Annotated in this window: 16 protein-coding genes and 1 CRISPR repeat array; of the genes, 11 read left to right on the plus strand and 5 right to left on the minus strand. The window is 37.5% G+C overall.

What is annotated here, in order from left to right:
• Positions 1–75: 75 nt before the first annotated feature.
• Both ilvY and ACGH46_RS09210 read left to right on the plus strand, forming a co-directional pair.
• On the plus strand, positions 76–975 hold the full coding sequence (gene ilvY / locus ACGH46_RS09205; protein ID WP_267352206.1) for an HTH-type transcriptional activator IlvY: 900 nt from the start codon (positions 76–78) through the stop codon (positions 973–975).
• A 122-nt stretch (positions 976–1,097) separates the two neighbouring features.
• Positions 1,098–3,179: a 3-hydroxybutyrate oligomer hydrolase family protein gene (locus ACGH46_RS09210; RefSeq protein ID WP_411605392.1), complete on the plus strand. Its 2,082-nt coding sequence runs from the start codon at positions 1,098–1,100 to the stop codon at positions 3,177–3,179.
• Between the two features lie 106 nt (positions 3,180–3,285).
• Here the strand turns inward: ACGH46_RS09210 and ACGH46_RS09215 are convergent, their stop codons facing one another.
• From ACGH46_RS09215 to fsa, 3 genes are all read right to left on the minus strand, one after another.
• Positions 3,286–3,867, minus strand: a complete 582-nt coding sequence (locus ACGH46_RS09215; RefSeq protein WP_411605393.1) for an ACP phosphodiesterase — start codon at positions 3,865–3,867, stop codon at positions 3,286–3,288.
• 15 nt (positions 3,868–3,882) lie between these two features.
• Positions 3,883–4,671, minus strand: a complete 789-nt coding sequence (locus ACGH46_RS09220; protein ID WP_411605395.1) for a siderophore-interacting protein — start codon at positions 4,669–4,671, stop codon at positions 3,883–3,885.
• A gap of 144 nt (positions 4,672–4,815) precedes the next feature.
• Positions 4,816–5,478: a fructose-6-phosphate aldolase gene (gene fsa, locus ACGH46_RS09225; protein WP_411605397.1), complete on the minus strand. Its 663-nt coding sequence runs from the start codon at positions 5,476–5,478 to the stop codon at positions 4,816–4,818.
• Between the two features lie 279 nt (positions 5,479–5,757).
• Between fsa and ACGH46_RS09230 the strand changes: the two genes are divergently transcribed.
• The 6 genes from ACGH46_RS09230 to ACGH46_RS09255 all read left to right on the plus strand — a co-directional run bounded on the left by ACGH46_RS09230 (position 5,758) and on the right by ACGH46_RS09255 (position 12,207).
• Positions 5,758–6,642, plus strand: coding sequence for a helix-turn-helix transcriptional regulator (locus ACGH46_RS09230; protein ID WP_411605399.1), 885 nt, complete (start codon positions 5,758–5,760; stop codon positions 6,640–6,642).
• 73 nt (positions 6,643–6,715) lie between these two features.
• Complete coding sequence (locus ACGH46_RS09235) at positions 6,716–7,210, plus strand: MarR family winged helix-turn-helix transcriptional regulator (RefSeq protein WP_411605401.1); 495 nt, start codon at positions 6,716–6,718, stop codon at positions 7,208–7,210.
• 17 nt (positions 7,211–7,227) lie between these two features.
• On the plus strand, positions 7,228–8,217 hold the full coding sequence (gene hlyD / locus ACGH46_RS09240) for a secretion protein HlyD (protein WP_411605402.1): 990 nt from the start codon (positions 7,228–7,230) through the stop codon (positions 8,215–8,217).
• A 5-nt stretch (positions 8,218–8,222) separates the two neighbouring features.
• On the plus strand, positions 8,223–9,959 hold the full coding sequence (locus tag ACGH46_RS09245) for an ATP-binding cassette domain-containing protein (RefSeq protein ID WP_411605404.1): 1,737 nt from the start codon (positions 8,223–8,225) through the stop codon (positions 9,957–9,959).
• The gene (locus tag ACGH46_RS09250) at positions 9,956–11,074 is read left to right on the plus strand and encodes an ABC transporter permease (protein ID WP_411605405.1); all 1,119 of its coding nucleotides are present in this window, start codon (positions 9,956–9,958) and stop codon (positions 11,072–11,074) included. Before ACGH46_RS09245 ends, ACGH46_RS09250 begins: the two co-directional genes overlap by 4 nt.
• Positions 11,075–11,091: 17 nt before the next feature.
• The gene (locus ACGH46_RS09255) at positions 11,092–12,207 is read left to right on the plus strand and encodes an ABC transporter permease (protein WP_411605407.1); all 1,116 of its coding nucleotides are present in this window, start codon (positions 11,092–11,094) and stop codon (positions 12,205–12,207) included.
• Positions 12,208–12,558: 351 nt separating this feature from the next.
• Here the strand turns inward: ACGH46_RS09255 and proP are convergent, their stop codons facing one another.
• Positions 12,559–14,052 (minus strand): glycine betaine/L-proline transporter ProP, encoded by a 1,494-nt coding sequence (gene proP / locus ACGH46_RS09260; protein ID WP_411605409.1) that lies wholly within the window; start codon positions 14,050–14,052, stop codon positions 12,559–12,561.
• Positions 14,053–14,480: 428 nt separating this feature from the next.
• Between proP and ACGH46_RS09265 the strand changes: the two genes are divergently transcribed.
• Positions 14,481–15,335 (plus strand): neutral zinc metallopeptidase, encoded by an 855-nt coding sequence (locus tag ACGH46_RS09265; RefSeq protein WP_267352218.1) that lies wholly within the window; start codon positions 14,481–14,483, stop codon positions 15,333–15,335.
• Between the two features lie 21 nt (positions 15,336–15,356).
• On the plus strand, positions 15,357–16,139 hold the full coding sequence (surE, locus tag ACGH46_RS09270) for a 5'/3'-nucleotidase SurE (RefSeq protein ID WP_411605411.1): 783 nt from the start codon (positions 15,357–15,359) through the stop codon (positions 16,137–16,139).
• Positions 16,140–16,186: 47 nt separating this feature from the next.
• Here surE and ACGH46_RS09275 read toward each other — a convergent pair whose 3' ends face one another.
• A complete protein-coding gene (locus tag ACGH46_RS09275) occupies positions 16,187–17,392 on the minus strand; it encodes an MFS transporter (RefSeq protein WP_411605413.1) in 1,206 nt (401 codons plus the stop codon).
• A 212-nt stretch (positions 17,393–17,604) separates the two neighbouring features.
• Between ACGH46_RS09275 and ACGH46_RS09280 the strand changes: the two genes are divergently transcribed.
• Positions 17,605–19,920 (plus strand): zinc/cadmium/mercury/lead-transporting ATPase, encoded by a 2,316-nt coding sequence (locus ACGH46_RS09280; protein WP_411605415.1) that lies wholly within the window; start codon positions 17,605–17,607, stop codon positions 19,918–19,920.
• Positions 19,921–20,096: 176 nt separating this feature from the next.
• Positions 20,097–21,103: a CRISPR direct-repeat array (repeat unit 29 nt; unit sequence CGGTTTATCCCTGTGTATACAGGGAACAC).
• Positions 21,104–21,921 lie beyond the last annotated feature (818 nt).

Genomic DNA, 21,921 nt, shown 5'->3' on the forward strand with positions numbered 1-21,921 from the left:
GCCTAGCCAATTTGTACATTTACAGTATAAAATAGCGCTGAACTACGCAAAAGTTTTATCAAAACGGAACTTTCTATGAATATTCGTGATTTGAAATTATTTTTACATTTATGTGAGACGTGTCATTTTGGCATGACAGCTAATGCTATGCATGTTAGCCCATCGACTTTATCACGGCAAATCCAACGCATGGAAGACTATTTTGGTCATCCGCTTTTTATACGTGATAATCGGCAAGTTCAAATCACCCAAGTTGGCGAAAAGGTCAAACGTTTTGCACTCCAAGTTATTAGTCAACATCAGCAATTAAAACAAGAGTTAGAATTATCCAATCAACAGCTCATTGGTGAATTAAGACTTTTTTGTTCAGTGACAGCCGCTTACAGCCATTTACCCGACATTTTAGACCAGTTTCGTATACATTACCCACTGATTGAAATCAAATTATCAACTGGCGATGCGGCAGATGCCGTTGAAAAAGTCCAGTCTAACGAGGCGGATCTCGCTATCGCAGGCAAACCGAAACAATTGCCTGCTGGTGTTGAATTTTTAAAATTTGGTGAAATTGAAATGGTTTTGTTAATACCCAAACTTAATAGCACCTTTAGTGATAAACTTCATCAAAAAAAGCCCGATTGGCATAATATCCCTTTCATTTTACCTGAGCATGGCCCAAGCCGACAACGTATTGATCTTTGGTTTAAGCAACAGAAAATTACCAGCCCTAAAATTTATGCCACCGTTGCCGGACATGAAGCCATTGTCTCAATGGTGGCATTAGGCTGCGGTGTTGCCCTATTACCGAAAGTTGTGATGGAAAACAGTCCCGAAAGAATAAGAGAGCGTATTACTGAATGGTCAACCAACTTAATGCAACCTTTTGACATAGGAATGTGTGTCCAAAAAAGGCGATTATCCGAAAAAATTATCGCGGCATTTTGGAACCTATCCAATCTAAATCATACCAAAAATTAGAAAATAATTTATAATGGATTTGTCATTCAAAAACTAACATTAACAGGATTGTTAATGTTTTTGATTGCAATGAATGATACGCAACTATTTAACAGTCTGACTATCAAAAAGGAATATTTGAAATGCAATTGCACAACTTTCACGTTAAAACATTATTATCATTATTACTTTTTAGCTCCACACTTATTCCAATTTCCTTGCACGCTCAACAAGATATTCAGACCGATTCTTCTCAAAATTACTCAATTTTAGCTCCCGACTGGCTACTTACCGAAGAAGCCATTTATTATGATGGTGACAGTGATGACCTCGTTACGGCAGGTTTAGGATTTACTACCTTATCCACGTCAATTTATACCCCACATTTCAGTGATCCGACTCAGCCAACCATTCAAGAGCTACGGCAAGCAAAACTCAATCGTTTTATCAATATCAATAATGGTGAAGGCTCCTTATTTGGATTTAGACGCCAGGAATTAAGTCCCCTTTTTGATGGCAAAATTCCGGGATTTGAAATTTTAGCAACACTAAAATTAGAACAAGAAAAGGTGGGCATGTTACTGCAAATCCCGCTTGATTTTGATAAAAATAAACCATGTATTGTTGCAGTGCCTGCGACGGATTCAGACGGGTTATATAATGCAAAAGATGTGCAAATTCGTGGTTTATGGGGACTTCGGCACAATTGTGCGGTTGTTTATAATGATAAAGGTTTAGGCAATGGTATTTATGATATTGAGCATAAGCGTGGTTATGCCATAAATGGGCAAACTCAATCTACTAATTTATTGTTCGAACCCACTATTTTCAATAGAGATAGATTTATTAAAAAATATCCAAATCGCTATGCAATAAAACAACTCCATTCACGATTAAATTCTGAAGAAAGATGGGGCGAATTTGTATTAAAATCCATTGAATTTGCTTTTTATGCTCTTAATACACAATTCCCTTCTGATTCTAATTTTCATTTTAATAAGGATAACACATTAGTTTTAGTTTATGGTGCAAGTGATGGTGGCGGTGCAGCATTAAAAGCAGGTGAACTTGATACTGACAATGTCATTAAAGGTATCGTTGCGGTTAATCCACAAATTCAACCCAATGTTGAAAATAGCACCGTTTCCATTCAATATAATAAAAGTGCTCCTCAAAAAATCGATTATAAATCAATTGCTGATTACAGTAGTTATGCGTCCCTGTATATTCCTTGTGCTATACCTGCTATTGTAGCTAAGCACAAAACGATCACTATTCCGTTTGCCGACAAATACCTTTATTCGCAAAACCGTTGTGATGCGCTAAAAAAAGAAAACTTATTAACAAAAGGTACCCCTGAAGAAGCACTTGAAAAATTACATAGCTATGGTTGGACGCCATCAATGGATATCCAACTCCCTTATTTTTATTATAAAGAAACAATTGGATTGCCTTATCAATATATCAGTGCCTATGGTCATTTTGATGTCACCGATAGAATGTGTGGTTACTCGGTCGCAAGTACGCAACAAAATCCGATAAATTATCAAGGTAAAGTTGCTAGTTTACACGAAGTGACATTTCAACAGCTATGGTCTTTTGCAACGGGTCATTTACCGATATGGTTAACGGATGATTCAACGGCTTTAGCACTGGTTAATAATGAAGATGCCTATTCACCAAGAAGCGATTTCTTTTCGGGTTCAGATAACAAAAAAGCCATTGACTATAATGCTAAGGGCGCCATATGTTTATATAAAAAATTAACGCATCCTCGAGTTAAATTTGGCATTAATCAAGTGAGTGCATCAGCAAATTTACATGGCACAAAAACCCTTATCGTTCATGCTCGTCATAACGTTAAACAGCTACCTGATTATACTGCACGTGCTTATGTCGCATTAAATAGCCAAGTAGAAGGTAACGCCTCGCAACTGCGCTATTATGAGATTGAAAATACCAGCTACTTGGATGGCACTTATCCATTTGATAATACGCTCTTACCAATTGATTATTATGGGGAAGATGCCATGGAATGGTTATGGTTTCATTTAACGAATCATGCCTCTTTACCTGAAAGCCAAGTTGTTCGTGCAAAAGCCAGAGGTGGTAAAATAGGTTTTGCTCCACAATTGACCGAAAATACGCTTGTCCCTATTTCGCAAACACCAAACCAAAAGGATTTAATCACGACTGAAAACGGGAAAATTATATTACCCAATTAGTATCTACGGTAATTAGCAATCCGCTTCGGACACATCCAAGTTATTAATTCACATTTGTTAAGTCTAATTTTACATTAATAACAGGTAGTCCTAGCGGTGATGATAACTAAATAGGATCAGCTATTATTAAACGACACATTTTAGGATACAAAATAAAAAACAGCGCTTCGAATTCTTTGTAGTGCTGCTTAATATCATAAATAGTCTCTTTTAATAACCATAACTTTGGTCGTCGGGTGGCCATACCATTAAGCACTTTTTCAACAAATTCAAGATTTGCGTAATTTTCTAACCATTTGCCTTGCCACATTGACTGCATAAAATGCTGATAATGTTCAGGATAGAGATGAATAAAGGGCTGAATTTGTTGTCTGGTGTATTGGTCAAATTCAGACACTGATTGCCCCATGCCATAATCAGTCCAATGTTTAGATAAAAAATGATCCCATACAATATCAAGTGCAATCGGTGCGACACGTTGATGCGGTTTGATAAAGCGTGTTTTGGCTTGTTTCACTTCAGTCAAACTGTCGACCATGCTATCAATTTTACGATGTAACATGATACCGTCGGCTATCGTTTGCGGATAAACAAGATAAGGATCCCCTTTAACAAAATCAGCCACACTATTGCCAATTAAGGAGCTATTCGCTAAAGTAGCAAGATGTAAATGAGCTAGAATGTTCATCTTAATTACGCGTTACTATTCACGATGTTTAAACTCCCCTTCAGCAAAACCTTGTCGCCAATAACTAATAATTTGAAATGCATCGGGGGGTAAATGAGGATAATTATCTTTAAGCGTATGTCGAATTTGCTGGGCTAAATCCCGCTCCATTCCACCCCAAATAAGTAAATTATCACTATGGACAATATTCGCTTTTTTTATCGTTTCAACAAGTTGATTTGGCTGATTAACATCTTGTATCATCCAGTTAACATGAGTATTTAGACTATTCGGTAAAGCCATAATATCTGTTGGGTGATTGACTTCGATAAACGCTTGAACATTAACATTGTTAGGTAGGTGTTCAAGCGTATAACAAATGGCAGGTACAGCTGTTATATCACCAATCAACACCAAACTTTGCTGATTAAACATAAGTTTTGCCGCTGTGCCGACTAAACCTATCTGATCATTGACTTTAGCCTGCTGAGCCCAAACCGAAGCTAATCCCTCTTGATGAATGGCAAAATCAATCGTTAATTGCTGTGTCGTTTCATCATAATGACGAATACTGTAACTGCGAGCCAATTGACGAATCTTGTCATTTATTAGAATTTTATTATTGTCGTCTAATTGTGGAAAAATTATCGTTCCCGTTGAAGGATCAGCAAACAATAATTTTAAATGAGGACAAATCCATAAAGGATTAACCGTCAGCTGTTTATCACAACTAAAGTTAATTCGAATAAAACTATGCGATAACCTTTCAATTCTCAATACCGTTAAAAGTGCATTAACAATAGATGTTTGTTTTTTTCCTGTCATATGGCTAACCTAATATTTCATTTTTAACTATCATACAGCAAAACTTAAATTTTTAGGCTATCTTTTCAATTATTGCTCAGAAACACAGACAAACACACTCCACCCAATTAGGCGGAATGTGATAACAGATGATGACAGTTTAAATTAATAAGTCAGTGAACCAAACGCATTACGCCAATCTTGTTCAAATTTTACTATCGCTGCATCTACAGCTGGATCGGAGATAAATAGTTCAGCTACATCCACCGGTAAGGTAATAGATTGACATCCGGCTAACAGACAATCTAATGCTTGCCTAGGTGTGCGAAAACTTGCTGCCAATACCATGGTTTGAGGACAATGTAACGCTAACAGTTTTTGTAATTCTTGCACGGTATCTTTACTGTTGCCGCCTTGGGCATCAATTCGATTGACATAAGGCGCAATATATTTAGCCCCGGCTAGCGCACCTAATAATCCCTGCCCTGCGCCATAAACAGCAGTGCCTAAAGTAGGGATTCCTTGTTGTGTTAAAGCTTTAATCGCTTTGAGTCCTTCTGCATTAACAGGAATCTTAGTGACAATATTGGGTACGACTCTTCTGAGTTGTTCTGCCTCTTTTATCATGGATGATGCATCGCTTGAAAGTACCTGTGCAAACAGTAATTTATCGGCGCCCAATAAATCATGCAGTGTCGATAATAAGGTAAAGAGTGATTGACCGGATTTTGCCACAATGCTTGGATTGGTTGTGACGCCTTTAATCGGTAAAATGGGGGCTAGACGTTTAATGGCTTCAATATCGGCGGTATCTAAATATAATTCCATGGTTAACTCCTGCTGAATGTTCAAATCATTAATCACTGTATTGGTACCATACTAAGTAATCTGTAACCGATAGCCTAGATGACAATCCTGCGATTTACTGGATATTTGTACGCTTGATAAGAAAATGTGAGTGAGATCACACTAAAAACATTTTAAGAATAAACTATTGATAAAATTAATGATTTACTTGATACTATAAAATACTTTTTGGCAGTATATAATCATGATTACGATACATAACTCGATTTATCTACGATATTATTTTATGAAGATAGCGATATGGCGATAACGATCAATGAAGTGCTAGCAAAATGCCTTAATCATCAACAAACGAATCAGATTTATTTTGCTAATTATGCTCAATCAGCACCACTACTTGCTGATCAAGTCAGTTTACCCAGAATAGAAATCATGATAAAGGGAAAACAATCTATACAATGGGCAGACTATCAGGGAAACATTATTGAAAAAACGTTATTTCCTAGCGATCTTTTATATATCACAGCACAAAGTTGGAGCAAGCCCGCTTATACAACCCCCTTCACCACATTAAGCATCCTGTATGATAAACAACAAATTAGCATGACTATCAACCAGTGGGACGGTCAAGCACTGACATCTTATGATCAAATTAATGTACCTAGGCGAGGAGCACGTATTGGGGCGTTTATCATTCAAGCGCTAGCTGAACTAACTTGGCAGCATCAGCCTTGCGAGCGTGCTCCTACCGCTTATCATCTTATTCAAAGCTTATTAAGTCATACCTTCGACTTACTGAATGTTGATGTTAAAACCTCAACCAAAACAGCTAGCTTATTTGAGGCAATTCGGCAATATATTGATAGCCATTTTCGTGACGATATTACCCGAGATTTTCTCGCTAAAATGTTCTATATTTCACCCAATTATCTATCTCACCTATTCCAGCGAGAAGGTAAAATAGGTTTGAATGAATATCTTACCCATGTACGTCTGGAATATGCAAAAACTCGCCTTAGAGACTATGATTTAAATATCAAAGATATTGCCTTGGCTTCAGGTTTTAAAGATAGTCACTATTTTTGTCGAATCTTCAGAAAAAAAACTGAACGTACCCCGACCGAATACCGTCGCCAATATCATAGTCAATTAATACCGATGACGGATAACAACAAACCTAGTTAACTAAATTAATGGTTGTGAAAAGTAATTTCATTTGATATAGTTTCAAATGAAATTATCTAAATAAGGTGATGTGATGGCAATCCCGATAGCAACCGTTGAAAAACTGATTGAAAAATTTAAAGCTCGTGGACTCTCTTCAAACTATGACGAGATTTTTTTAAGTCGCTTATTGCAATTTAGTACCGAAGCACTATTAGAAAATCTGAATCAAACCTACCGACATTATCAATTAGATGATAAATTATTTGCGGTTTTATTAGTGATTAACGCCTTTCACCCTGAAGGGGTAAAACCATCGAAAATCAGTGAATTAACCAATTTTACTCGCGTACAAGTTACCCGTTTTGTTGATACACTGGTGGGAAATGACTTAGTCGCCCGCCAAGCTGATCCGCATGACCGCCGCTCACATTGCTTAATTTTAACCCAAAAAGGCATCCATTTTTTTCAATATGAAATACCGCCCATGGAAAAAAAAGTGGTTCAAGCTTGGCAAGTTATTACTCAAGAAGAACGCCAGCAGTTACGCTCAATTTTAACTAAACTTTTAAAACATCTTGCCGAGTAAACTAAATGAGAATATCCATGAAACAAAAAGGGCTTATCTCCCTGTTAATATTAATCATTATTGCAGTAATTTGGGCAATTTGGTTCATGTATAAAAGTCCTTCATCGCTGATTTTATATGGTAATGTGGATATCCGAACGGTAAACAGTAGCTTTCGTGTATCAGGACGCTTAATACAATTAAATCACGAAGAAGGTGATTCGATTAAACAAGGTGATCTATTAGCTAAACTGGATGCAAAACCTTATCAAATCGCTTTAAATAAAGCGAAAGCAAATTTAATGGTAAAGCAGGCGCAACTTGATTTAATGATAACCGGATATCGTAAAGAAGAAGTTGCCCAAGCAGCAGCACAAGTTTTACAATATCAAGCAAGTTATGATTATGCTGAAAATAACTACCAACGCATGGTCAAATTGATGAAATCATCATCCATTTCTAAAGATCAACTTGAAAACAGTTTAACCTTACGTAATCAAGCTAACGCTAATTTACAAACAGCAAAGCAAAAACTTGATCAACTTACTAATGGTTACCGAAAAGAAGAAGTTGAAGCTGCACAAGCCACCGTGCAAGCGGCTAAAGCCGAGTTAGACCAAGCGGAACTTAACTTATCGGATACCGAACTTTATGCACCAACCGACGGCACCATTTTAACTCGAGCAGTAGAATCAGGCACAATGTTAACCGCAGGAACCCCGATTTATGCTATATCTATAGACAGACCTGTCTGGGTACGTGCTTATATTGACGAGGTCAATTTACATCAAGCCATTCCGGGTAGAACTGTCTATATTTATACCGATTCACAGCCAGATAAACCTTATATTGGACAGATTGGTTTTGTATCGCCTACGGCCGAATTTACACCTAAAACCGTCGAAACCCCTGTATTACGTACAGATTTAGTTTACCGCTTACGTATTCAAATACGTCAAACTGGTGACGGTCAAGCGGATGATATGTTGCGCCAAGGCATGCCGGTAACGATTAAATTTGCAGAATAATCGCTATGAGTAAACAAAATCGCCAGCAAATCAAACTCACTCATGTGACCAAAGTGTTTAAGCAAAAAAATCAGCAAGTCACTGTCGCACTAAAACCTTTATCGACAACAATTTTTGCACAGGGTGTGACAGGATTGGTTGGCCCTGACGGTGCAGGGAAAACAACACTATTGCGTATGCTGGCAGGCTTGCTTTCGCCAAGTGCAGGTCAAATTAATGTTGCGCAATATAATCCGACTGAAGATCGGGTTCAATTGCGCGCAATTTTAGGCTATATGCCTCAAAAGTTTGGTCTTTACGAGGATTTGACGGTTATTGAAAACCTTAATTTATTTGCTGATCTGCGACATATCAAACAAGAAGAACGTCAACAAATTTTTGCAAAACTCCTAAAATTCACCGATTTAACTAAATTTACCCAACGTTTGGCGGGCAAGTTATCGGGGGGAATGAAGCAAAAACTGGGGTTAGCATGTACCTTGCTTGGCGATCCACAAATATTATTACTTGATGAGCCTGGTGTTGGCGTGGATCCTATTTCACGCCAAGAACTTTGGCACATGGTTCATCAACTAGCCAAAGAAGGGATGTTAATTATCTGGAGCACCTCTTATCTTGATGAAGCCGAGCAATGTGAAACAATTTTACTGATGAATCAAGGTGAATTACTCTTTCAAGGTCAACCCTCATGTTTAACTGAACGTGTCAAAGATCGAGTTTACCTGCTCACTTCGCCAATTTCACATCGTCGGTTATTACAAACGGCCTTAAAACTCCCTGAAGTCAGTGACGGCGTGATCGAAGGTGATCGTATTCGCTTAATACTCAAGCCGAATCACGCCATTGAACAAGTCATAGCAAAACTTGGGACAACTAACATCACTTATCAACCTACCTTAGGACGGTTTGAAGATGCGTTTATTGACCGATTAGGCGGAATAACTCAAAAAGAATCAATATTAACTAAAATTATGCCGCAGGTTGCCGGTCTGCCAAACGATATTGTCATAGAAGCAAAAGATCTTACCCGAACTTTTGGTCATTTTATTGCAACGGATCATGTTAATTTTGCCATAAAGCGTGGTGAAATATTTGGTTTATTAGGGCCCAATGGCGCAGGTAAATCGACAACATTTAAAATGATGTGTGGTTTATTACCGATTAGTGATGGGCAAGCGTTAGTATTGGGATTTGATCTCAAAAAAAGTGCAACTAAAGTACGTGAACGCATTGGCTATATGGCACAACGTTTTTCTTTATATGACAGATTAACTGTACGCCAAAATTTAAGCTTCTTTTCAGGCATCTACGGCTTAATGGGCAGTGAACAAACACTGCGCATGAATGAAATGATAACCGCATTTAATTTTGAGCCGATTTTAGACAAAACACCAGAATCACTCCCCTTAGGATTCAAACAGCGATTAGCTTTAGCCTGTGCGTTAATGCATAAACCCGATATTGTGTTTCTTGATGAACCGACATCTGGCGTCGATCCTATCACTCGTCGTGAGTTCTGGATCCATATCAACAGTTTAGTCGAAAAAGGGGTTACGGTCATGGTCACCACTCACTTTATGGACGAGGCAGAATATTGTGATCGCATTGCATTAATTAATGGTGGTAAATTGATTGCTTTGGGTTCGCCTAACCAACTTAAGCAATCGGTCGCATGCAACGCCACCATGGAGCAAGCCTTTATTAAATTGGTGAACGACGCTAACTCAGGGGCAACAACATGATGTTTTCACTCTCTCGAACATTAACACTGTGTAAAAAAGAGATGAAACAGATTATTCGTGACCCGAGCAGTTGGATCATGTCAATTATTATTCCATTAATATTACTCTTCTTATTTGGCTATGGTATCAGTTTAGATTCCAATAAAATCCGTGTTGGGGTATTAGTTGAACAAAAAAGTCAACCTGCCCATGATTTTGTCCAAGTGTTAAATGGTTCCCCCTATATTGAACCCATATATCTGGATAATCGTTCAGCATTATCGGCAAAATTAAATGCTGGCGAAATTCGAGGTATGCTTATCATTCCAGTTAATTTTGCTCAACAAGTACAAAATAGGCAAGCAGCCATTCAGTTAATTACCGACGGAAGTGAACCGAATACCGCTAATTTTGTACAAGGCTATTTAACCGGTGTGTGGCAAATCTGGTTACAGCAGCGCAGTCAACAGCAATTAATGAATAGTCAACCAATGATTGACATGACTTCACACGTTTGGTTTAACTCCGCTGCAATCAGCAAAAATTTTATTTTGCCCGGTGCAATAACCATTATTATGACGATAATTGGCTCGATATTGACGTCGTTAGTCGTTGCTCGAGAATGGGAACGTGGCACGATGGAAGCATTGCTCTCTACCCCGATGACCAAGTTGGAGTTCTTATTATCTAAATTGATTCCTTATTACTTAATCGGTTTAATAGCCTTAATTATCTGTTTTATTGTCACTGTAGGCATTATGCATGTCCCTTTTCGTGGTTCATTCACGCTATTATTACTACTCAGCAGTCTATTTTTATTGGTGATTTTGCAACTTGGCTTATTAATATCCACCCTTACGCGGAATCAATTTAATGCCGCAATGATAGCGTTAAACGCGGCCTATTTACCTGCGGTCATGCTGTCAGGTTTTGTATTTGAAATCAATAGTATGCCCGCTATCATTCAACTAGTTACCTATATCATTCCTGCACGTTACTACGTCAATATTTTACAAACCCTCTTTTTAGCGGGCGATATTTTTTCCGTCATGCTAATTAATGCAGGCTTTTTACTGATGTGTTTATTGCTGTTATTTGTGGTGATTTTCAAAAAAACTCGAATGCAATTAGATTAAGGTAAAGGAATAATACTATGTTAAAATTTTTCAACACTATTGCCTTTTACCGCACATTAACTCTAATCAAAAAGGAGTTAGCCCTACTTTGGCAAGACAAACAGACACGCATTATTTTAATCGTGCCAGTATTGCTACAAATTTTTATCTTTCCCTTTGCTGCAACTTTAAATGTCAATAATGCGACCATTGCCGTTTATCGCCCCACGATTGATGAACCGACGACTGAGATAATCGATCGACTAGCCCATGCCAGCAGTTTTTCAAACGTATTGATATTAGATTCACAGCAAGCCATTACTGACACGATTAATCATCAAAAAGCCTTGGTGGTTGTACAATTTCCTGCTGACTTCTCTCGCAAGTTACTGAATGGACAATCGCCACAAATCCAAATAATTTTAGACGGTCGTAAATCAAATAGTGCCCAAATTGCCGCTAACTATATTCAACAAATTATTATGCAATATCAGCAACAAAATATGAATCAAGATAAGGGAGGATTAATCGTTCGTCACCGTTATAACAGTAATTTAGACTATAAACATTTTATCTTACCTTCGCTGGTTGCACTTATTACCACCATTGGCGTTATGATCGTAACCTCGTTATCAGTAGCGAGAGAACGTGAACAAGGCACGCTTGACCAACTACGTATTTCACCTTTAATGACATGGCAAATTTTTGTTGGTAAAGCGATACCGGCAATCATTGTGGCAACATTACAAGGAACAATAGTACTTATTGCCAGTATTTTTATATATCAAATCCCGTTTCAAGGATCGTTTATTTGGTACTATGTCTGTATGATGAGTTACGGACTCTCTTTAGTTGGATTTGGATTATTTATATCAGCACTTTGCTCAACTCAACAACAAGCCTTTATCGGTATTATTACCTTTATGGTGCCGGCTATTTTACTATCTGGTTTTATTGCGCCAATCGAAAACATGCCACTCTGCTTACAGTATTTAACTGAAATCAATCCAGTGCGTCACTTTATCGAATTGACTAAACAGATTTATTTAAAAAACGTCGATTTTTCAATCATCTGGCAAAGTCTATGGAAGCTCTATGCAATCACCATACTATTAGGCGGTATGGCTTATTATTTATTTAAAAAGTATATGTGAATTTAAAGAGAGCCTCACTCAACCTTATATGTTTAAATCAAATTCTGTTAAATTTTTTGGGTTTACAATCCAATCATGACAATTCCTTTTTAATAAACTTTTCAGTAAGAGAATTGAACGACCAAAATCGGCAAGTATCCACCAAACCCAAAGCAAATAAACACTTACAATACTTGGCAATGGGACCTTAACATTTACCACTTGTTAAATCGTCAACAACAATTTTCAATTTTTTGGAGGGATGAGAGAATCAAGAGAAGATTATCTTATCCCCTCTTGATTTGAGCGTGTTCAATATTAGCAAAACCATTTATTCAAAAAGTCTAATTGACATCCGAATGTTTATCATCGTTAATCTAACTTAGGATGCTGATCCACTAAATCTTGACGCTGTTCTTGCAGATTCTCGATTTGTTCGTCAATATCTTCAACTTTTTGTTCAATTGAATCAAAATGATCCGATAAAATTTCTTTTGCTTCTCGACGATTTGAAGCGGCGGGTGTGGCGCCTCTTAATGGTTGATTTGCGGTTTCTCGCATTTTTAAACCAGTGACTAATCCAACAATTGCTACAACCATCAGATAGTATGCAGGCATATATAAGTTATTGGTTTCTTCGACAAGCCAAGCTGCCACTGTTGGGGTTGCCCCGGCAATTAATACCGAGATATTAAAAGCGATAGCTAACGCACTAAACCGGATATTGGTAGGAAAAATAGCGGGTAAAATAGATGCCATCACACCTGTAAAGCAATTAAGTAGTATGGCAAGTATTAGTAATCCCAAAAAGATTAAACCAATATTATCACTATTAATCATCATAAAGGCCGGATAAGCAAGAATAAGTAACCCCACACTACCGCCAATAATAAAGGGTTTTCGCCCAATTTTATCGCTTATTAAGCCAATCATGGGTTGAACAAATAGCATACCAATCATAATTGCAATAATCAGCAATACACCATGATCGGAATGATAATTTAAATCGTGCGATAAATAACTTGGCATATACGTCAGCAACATATAATAGGTAACATTGGTCACGATCACTAAGCCCACGCAGACCATAAAACTCTTCCAATATTGGGTTAAAATCTGTTTTAACGTAATTTTAGATGGTTTTTCAGACCGTTGTTCATTAGACTCAGATTGTTGCTGGAAAGTGGGCGTTTCCTCGAGCGCATGACGTAAATACAGACCAATTACCCCTAAAGGTAACGCAAAAAAGAACGGGATACGCCATCCCCAATCTCGAAATTTGGCATCACCTAATAAAGTAGATAAAATGACAACTAACCCTGCACCAATTAAAAAGCCTGCAATTGACCCAAAATCCAGCCAACTCCCCATAAATCCTCGTTTACGATCAGGCGAATATTCAGCCACAAAGGTTGCCGCTCCAGAATATTCACCACCAATTGAAAATCCTTGTGCTAATTTTGCCAGTAACAATAAGATTGGTGCGGTAATCCCAATAGTTGCATAAGAAGGAATTAAGCCAATACAAAAGGTACTTAACGACATAATCACAATTGTCATAGACAGCACCTTTTGCCGTCCTAATTTGTCACCTAATAAACCAAACACCACTCCGCCCAATGGACGCACTAAAAAAGGGACTGAAAAAGTGGCTAACGCAGCGACAACTTGAACACTGGGCGATGCATTTGAAAAGAACACCTGCCCTAATATATAGGCTAAAAAACCATAAACACCAAAATCAAACCACTCCATCGCATTTCCGAGTGCAGCAGCCGTAATGGCTTTTTTAAGCTTACTATCATCAATAATGGTAATATCATTAATATTCAAAGGTTTTGTAATTGACTTTTTTGCCTTCTTCATAAAAAACCGCCTATTTTCATGCAAATTATGGAATAAGTTGAATACAATTTTGATAAAGACTTGCTATAGTGCTTTAGTGACAACAAATGGTTTATTGATTACTTAAATTTTGAAGATATACAAGGAACAGAAAAAGAATTAAACGATTTATCGTTATTACTATCAATCAATTAAGTTTGATAATTACGTTTAGTTTGACAAAAAATAGGCTTTAATTATAGCAACATAAGATCAGGTTGTAAAATTACAACCAATCTGATAGTTGAAAGTTTCACGTCAATATATTCGACACAATTCTGGTTAAATTTTTTTAAAATAGCTGTTCTACCCTTTTCTAAATCGTTCACCTGTAACAATTTTAACTTTACCTAGTATCCCATGAAATAATCCTTTAAAATGACGTTACTAAAACTGATGAGGTAATTCCTATGCGCTGGAGAGACCAAAGAGAGAGTGATAATATTGAAGATCGCCGCTCACAATCAGGAAGTGAACTAGGAACGCGAATTCCTATTGGTGGTAAAGGTAGAGTTGTTCTATTCATTGTTGTTTTAATCGCCGGCTATTATGGCGTTGATTTAACCGGTTTACTCAATTCAGATGTTATTGATCTTAACAGCACTCCACAAAACAGCGCTGAGTATGCGATTGATGATCCGCAAGCAGCGAAATTTACGTCGGTCATTTTAGCTAGCACCGAAGATTATTGGAGCCAGGAATTTAAACGCCTCGGCAAAACCTATATCCCACCCAAATTAGTTCTTTATACAGGTTCAACGCAAACCTCTTGCGGTACTGGTCAAACCTTTATGGGGCCGTTTTATTGCAGTATTGATAAAACGGTTTATCTGGACACTTCTTTCTATCAAGAGATGAAACAGCGACTAGGCGGTGGCGGTGATTTTGCGCAAGGTTATGTCATTGCCCATGAAATCGGTCACCATGTGCAAAATTTACTCGGCACATTTAATCAACTAAAACAATTTAAACAATATTCCGATGTTAGCGATAATCAATTATCAGTAAGATTAGAATTGCAAGCCGATTGCTATGCAGGTTTATGGGGAAATGCAGTTCAAAAACAGAACTTACTTGAAGTTGGTGATATCGAGCAAGCACTGAACACAACCGAAGCCATTGGTGATGATCGCCTACAACGCCAACGTGATGGCTATGTAGTACCCGATAGTTTTACACATGGCACGTCGAAACAACGTTACGCTTGGTTTAAAAAAGGGTTTGATAGTGGTTCAATTGAACAATGTGACACTTTTACTGAGTAACGAACAACATAAGGAAACAAAATGGATGTCAAATTAGTGAATCGTATTTTATTAGTGAATGATGACGGCATCGATGCCCAAGGTATCAAAATATTAAAAAATGTGGCGGAAAAACTGGCTCATGAAGTTTGGGTAGTGGCGCCAATTATAGATCAAAGCGGCGTTTCTTGTTCAGTCAGTTTAAAAGCCCCATTCAGAGTCTCTAAACGTTCTCATACCGAATACGCCGTTTATGGTACGCCAGCAGATTGCATGTTATTTGCATTAAAACATCTAATGACAGACCAATTACCTGATTTAGTCTTATCCGGTATTAATAATGGGTCTAATGTTGGATTTGAAACGATTTTATCGGGTACCGTTGGGGCAGCCATGATGGCGATGACCCTTGGCGTACCGGCAATGGCATTAAGCCAAGTGAGCAGTGAAGATAATCAACCGACAAATTGGCATTGTGCCATTCACCATGCTGAAAACGTCATTCGAAAATTGCATGGGTTATCAATGCCTAAAAACATCTGTTTTAATGTCAATTTTCCAGATTGTAATGCTGATCAAATAAAAGGATATAAATTCACCAAACAAGGGGAACCGGATGTAAGCGAACTGATACTCACCCCGACTAAAGACCCAGAAGGACATGACTATTTTTGGTTCAGAGCTAAACGAAATCAAACCGCTTGCCATGAAGACAAAGAACTGGATATAGCAAACAGTGGCTACGTTGCAATCACGCCTATGAGTTATGAAAGAACACATTATCCTAGTCTTAACACATTGCAAAATGCGTTAAATTTTGACTAATGCTTAATGCGTACGTTTTTCCTATATCGAAAGACGTACAAAAGCTATTAAGGGTTTGATTTTGATTCGTTAACAAAAGCACAAAACAGGAAAGAAACCGCCACCATAATTAAAGCGATCCAATATATCATTTCATGTCCAAATGCTTTAGAGACGAAACCTTGAATCAGACCGGCAATGATAACGCTACACGTTATACCATTATTAAAAAGCGTTGAAGCAACGCCCATTCGGGTAGGAAGGAGATCTTGAAAATAGATAATTCCAATATTCGCCACAATACCGATGAAAAGTGCATTAAATATTTGCAATGAAAATAGTGCTACTTCATTTTTGAACAGGATGATGCCAATATAAAACAAAATACCACAGCCAATTGCAATAAAAAATAGATTACGTTTTCCTAAATAAGGTACTAAAAAACTGGCAATAAGCATAACCGGAATTTCGATTCCTGCAGCAAGCCCCATTAACTGGCCCGGCAAGGAATCCGACAGATGTAAACTCGATTTTATATATAATGGCATATCGATGATATACATCATATTGGCCGTCCACATAAATACGGTTGATAAAAATAAAAAAACCACATTTTTATTTTGGAATAACGGTTGATTTATCTCCTGCTGATTCATAGCTTGAGTTTGCTGTGTAACCGGATTTTTTTCGACTGAAGGCAAAAAAATGGCGACAAAGATCATCGCAACAAAAAACATCCCCATTGCACTTAGATACATGGTAGTAAAACCATAATTGATCGCTAACGCAAATGACAAAGGTGGGCCAATAACCCAAGCCAAGGAAAGTTGAGCTCGAATAAGTGAGTTAAATGCCACAACATTACGACGCGTTTTAACCGCATACTCACGTGCTAACGCAAAAATTTGTGGCATTGCCGCTGAAGATAATGCCGCAAATAACACGCCCAACGTAATCAAAAAGACATAGTGCCGAGAAAAGGCAAAAACCAGACTATTGAAAACCCCCATTAAACAACAGAATATGACAATGAGTCGTCTGTCCCCTTTTTTATCCGAATATTTCGCCAATAAAAAACTCCCCACAATACTTGCAATCGCATTGACTGAATAAAAAAAACCGACAAGAATGGGATCAACATTGACTTCATCAGTTAAAAAACGACTTAATGTCGGAGATTGTAAAGCGCCTGCGATTCCGATAATGAAAGTAGTAACAAGAAAAGCAGTAAAAATTACCCCTTTTAATTGTCGAAAAGATGAAGTACTCGGCATAGTGATTTCCTGTATATAGAATGAAATAATTATATACTGAAAATAAGCATAACAAAAAACATGTTAAGCATTCGGGTTTAATCCCGCATGACTTGTTTTCAATCCTTTTTAATTAATACAAACCAAACCTTGACAAATATCATTAAAAAAAATGATTTATTTTTAATGATACAAGCGTACAATAAAAATCATCAACTAGCCGAGGTAACGTTATGTTATATAATAACAAATCCACTCATCAGCACGCTGATCATCACTGCCATGATAGCTGCCAAAACATCACACATAATCATGCACATAATTCACTTCATGCCCGTAATATTAATAAAAACCATCAATCCAATCTGGGGCGTGAAAATCATGATCATATTCAAACGCAAACCAATGATCTTGATCCTCCACCCGATGAACCTGACCAGCAAAGCCCAACTGTCAAATTAACATGGAAAATTCAAGGCATGGATTGTGCGCATTGCGCCCAAAAAATTGAAAATGGAATCAAAACGTTACCCGATATCAATCAAATAAAAATGACGTTTTCAACTGGAAAACTCATGGTATTTGTGCCCAACAAAAATAAAGAAATTATCAAACTCATTGAAGATAAAGTGGTTGAATTAGGTTATACCCCTATTTTTGAATCTTCGCCACATCATCATCATGAGCATTCACACAGTTTGGATAAAAAAGCGCTACTGCCTTTAGTGACGCTGGGTATCTTAATTGTAATAAGTTATATCATCCTGTTAATCAATCATGATATAGGTAAGTATGCCTTCATTGTTACGGCTATTATTGGCATTATTCCAATAGCCAAAGAAGCCATCACATTAACCCGTAGCGGCACTCCTTTTGCCATTGAAACGCTAATGAGTATTTCGGCTATTGGTGCGCTATTTATCGGTGCCGCAGAAGAAGCCACCATGGTGATTTTTTTGTTTATGATTGGCGAAATGCTTGAAGGGATTGCCAGCAATAAAGCTAAAAAAGGGATTTCCTCACTGGTTGAATTAATGCCAGAAGAAACCGTGATTGTTGTTGACGGAAATCGAAAAACGGTGGCAAGTCATAGTCTTAAACCAGACGATATTATCGAAATATCATCAGGCGGTCGATTACCGGCAGATGTGATCTTAATCAGTGATCAAGCCAGCATTGATGAAAGCGCACTAACAGGGGAATCGATTCCAGTCAACTATTTATATGGTGATAAAATTTTAGCTGGCTCACTAGTGGTAGATAACACCATTCAATTAAAAGTTGTCTCAGAAACAGGACAAAACGCTGTTGACCGTATTTTACAACTTATTGAAGATGCTGAAGAACGCAAAGCACCGATAGAGCGATTTATTGATCGATTTAGTCGCTATTATACCCCTGCTATTGCCCTATTATCGCTATTAGTAATGGTTATTCCGCCTCTATTGATTCAGACTGATTGGTACACATGGATTTATCGTGGATTAACGTTACTACTAATAGGTTGTCCATGTGCGTTAGTGATCTCAACACCGGCTGTTATTACTTCTGCGTTATCGAGTGCGGCTAAATATGGTGTTTTAATTAAAGGCGGTGCAGCCCTAGAACATATAGGTTCAATCAAAATGATTGCTTTTGATAAAACCGGAACCCTGACCGAAGGCAAACCTCAAGTTACCGATGTTATCAATCGTGATATCACAACCGAACACTTGTTAACTGTTGTTGCTGCGGTGGAAAGTGGATCACATCATCCGTTAGCCAAAGCTATCCTTGACTATGCTAAACAAAATAAGATTGTTTTTACTGAAGCTAATAATCGTAAAGCGATTGCTGGGGTCGGTATTCAAGGAGATATCAATCAAGAGACTTTTTACGTTGTAGCCCCAAATAGACTCGATACCCTTTCAACCCAATTAACAAAAGAAGATGCACAGCTTATACAACAGCTTGAAACTGAAGGAAAAACGGTTGTCGTTGTAGTATCTCATCAAAAATTATTGGGTATCATTGCTTTGCAAGATGTACTTCGCCAAGATGCGGTCAGTGCACTCAATCAACTTCATCAATTAGGCTTAAAAACCTTGATGTTAACAGGCGATAATGAACGAGCAGCCAAAGCTATTGCTCAACAACTCAATATTGATTACCGAGCGGAACTTTTACCAGCGGATAAATTAAATGAAATTGAAAAAATAAGCACCACAACCGCTATTGCCATGGTTGGCGATGGTATTAATGACTCCCCTGCCATGAAAGCCGCTACTGTAGGTATTGCAATGGGTAGCGGAACAGATGTCGCACTCGAAACAGCCGATGCGGCTTTAACCAAAAATAGTTTATTGAGTTTACCAAAATTGATACGTTTAACGCGCTTTGCTAACCGTAATATCAAACAGAATATTACAATTGCTTTAGGCATTAAGTTGATATTTTTAATTACCAGCCTATTTGGTATTACAGGACTTTGGCTTGCCGTATTAGCTGATTCGGGAACAACAGCGATTGTCACAGCCAATGCTTTAAGATTGCTTAAACTTAAAAAATAAGGATTATAAATGACAAGTTGTAGAAACGCCATTGTCAAAAAATGAGTTTTTAGACGTTTTAAAACCATATGGCATCTATCTACGCCCACCAAGCAGGGATTTTTAAAAATTGCCTGCTTGGCGCTATTATGAATAAAAGAAAACTTACCTATTATTCATATTTGTTCGCATGCGAACAGTTTATCCCTATGTGTATAGGGAACACTTATTAACTGTTTCCTGCCACGCGTCGCGAATCGGTTTATCCCTGTGTATACAGGGAACACGAAAATGACGCTATTCGCAATATTAAAGCCGGAGGTTTATCCCTGTGTATACAGGGAACACTGGCAATAAATAGTTCTATACACATTGCCAACCGGTTTATCCCTGTGTATACAGGGAACACAAACTTATTTAATGGTTTTGTGTATGCGTAAACGGTTTATCCCTGTGTATACAGGGAACACTCAAACTCTTTTAACACAACAGCGTCTTGAGCCGGTTTATCCCTGTGTATACAGGGAACACATTTGCGTATATTAAAATTAAGGAAATATATACGGTTTATCCCTGTGTATACAGGGAACACCATAATGAGCACTATTTCAAAAATAAAACTCACGGTTTATCCCTGTGTATACAGGGAACACCGTCCGTGCGCTAATAATTGTCTGGCAACATCCGGTTTATCCCTGTGTATACAGGGAACACACTGCGGGCACTCAGTGGCAAACAGAATCGGGAGGTTTATCCCTGTGTATACAGGGAACACGCTGATTGATTTTAAAATTTGTTTCTATGAGTTCGGTTTATCCCTGTGTGTACAGGGAACACAAATTTCTTTTTCATTTAAAACTCACTCCTGCTGGTTTATCCCTGTGTGTACAGGGAACACTTGCCGTCTGGACGGGTTATAACCCCCTCCAACGGTTTATCCCTGTGTGTACAGGGAACACGCTACATACTAAGGAGCTGGAAAGTATTAAGGCCGGTTTATCCCTGTGTGTACAGGGAACACTCCGTCAATCTGTTTTTGTAATTCAGCTCGACCGGTTTATCCCTGTGTGTACAGGGAACACATTGTTAAATGATACATAATTTCATGATTAACCGGTTTATCCCTGTGTGTACAGGGAACACAAATGATTTACACAAATTAATTGGCATTTTATCGGTTTATCCCTGTGTGTACAGGGAACACCCTAATTATAACCTATTGTTTATTAATTAAAATAGCAAAGTGTAAAATTCCACCAACTTTTTTGTCGTTTTTTTAGGCGATCTGCTTTGTTAGCTATCTAAAATAGAATTGAATATTTATCATATAGTTAGTTATGTTCAAAATGCTATTTTAGGCATTTCATCTTTTTACAACTTTCTTGCGCACCAGCCTATTTTTGCCTACAGCCTGACTTGTCTTGTTTCGTTAATTGGTCATGACTAATTGCCATGTATCATCTTCCTTTTGTGCCCTCGCCTTATTTTTACTTAACTAATGGGCTATTCCATTAATTCACTTAGCAAATCTAAGCGATAAATAATCAGTTAGTGTTTAAAAGTATGTTCAATAATTTTATGGATGAAGAGGTTGTTCTTTAGCAACTAAATGCACGGGCGCTATATTTTCAATCGTTTAAAAATTAACAATTGATGATTAAACCGAACATAAAGAAATTATACCCAGATTAAAAGAGCTAGAAATAAATTCATTATTCTGACTTTTATCGGTTATTGCTTGTGCAACACCATTTGATTAATGATTTATAATTAGAATTTGTTTGTTGAGATTAAAAAAATAACGAGTAATCATTTCCAATAAATTGCGCATTTGTTTCTAAAAAAGAAAAAAAAGCTTGTCTCCTGTCAAAAAATAATCTATCCTAAAAAAATGTTTTTATATAAAAACATAAAATAAAACCATAAAATGCAAAATGTTAGCTTCAAATCGTCGGTTTAAGCTTATGCATTACGGATTTGGTATATAAGGGATAGAGAACAACAAGCTGTATGAAATGTTAT

Source organism: Gilliamella sp. CG22 (assembly GCF_046635725.1).
GTDB classification, from domain to species: domain Bacteria; phylum Pseudomonadota; class Gammaproteobacteria; order Enterobacterales; family Orbaceae; genus Gilliamella; species Gilliamella apicola_I.

Coding starts and splice junctions, on each gene's coding strand:
- ilvY (WP_267352206.1), top strand. CDS start 76: ATGAATATTCGTGATTTGAAATTATTTTTACATTTATGTGAGACGTGT.
- ACGH46_RS09210 (WP_411605392.1), top strand. CDS start 1,098: ATGCAATTGCACAACTTTCACGTTAAAACATTATTATCATTATTACTT.
- ACGH46_RS09215 (WP_411605393.1), bottom strand. CDS start 3,867: ATGAACATTCTAGCTCATTTACATCTTGCTACTTTAGCGAATAGCTCC.
- ACGH46_RS09220 (WP_411605395.1), bottom strand. CDS start 4,671: ATGACAGGAAAAAAACAAACATCTATTGTTAATGCACTTTTAACGGTA.
- fsa (WP_411605397.1), bottom strand. CDS start 5,478: ATGGAATTATATTTAGATACCGCCGATATTGAAGCCATTAAACGTCTA.
- ACGH46_RS09230 (WP_411605399.1), top strand. CDS start 5,758: ATGGCGATAACGATCAATGAAGTGCTAGCAAAATGCCTTAATCATCAA.
- ACGH46_RS09235 (WP_411605401.1), top strand. CDS start 6,716: ATGGCAATCCCGATAGCAACCGTTGAAAAACTGATTGAAAAATTTAAA.
- hlyD (WP_411605402.1), top strand. CDS start 7,228: ATGAAACAAAAAGGGCTTATCTCCCTGTTAATATTAATCATTATTGCA.
- ACGH46_RS09245 (WP_411605404.1), top strand. CDS start 8,223: ATGAGTAAACAAAATCGCCAGCAAATCAAACTCACTCATGTGACCAAA.
- ACGH46_RS09250 (WP_411605405.1), top strand. CDS start 9,956: ATGATGTTTTCACTCTCTCGAACATTAACACTGTGTAAAAAAGAGATG.
- ACGH46_RS09255 (WP_411605407.1), top strand. CDS start 11,092: ATGTTAAAATTTTTCAACACTATTGCCTTTTACCGCACATTAACTCTA.
- proP (WP_411605409.1), bottom strand. CDS start 14,052: ATGAAGAAGGCAAAAAAGTCAATTACAAAACCTTTGAATATTAATGAT.
- ACGH46_RS09265 (WP_267352218.1), top strand. CDS start 14,481: ATGCGCTGGAGAGACCAAAGAGAGAGTGATAATATTGAAGATCGCCGC.
- surE (WP_411605411.1), top strand. CDS start 15,357: ATGGATGTCAAATTAGTGAATCGTATTTTATTAGTGAATGATGACGGC.
- ACGH46_RS09275 (WP_411605413.1), bottom strand. CDS start 17,392: ATGCCGAGTACTTCATCTTTTCGACAATTAAAAGGGGTAATTTTTACT.
- ACGH46_RS09280 (WP_411605415.1), top strand. CDS start 17,605: ATGTTATATAATAACAAATCCACTCATCAGCACGCTGATCATCACTGC.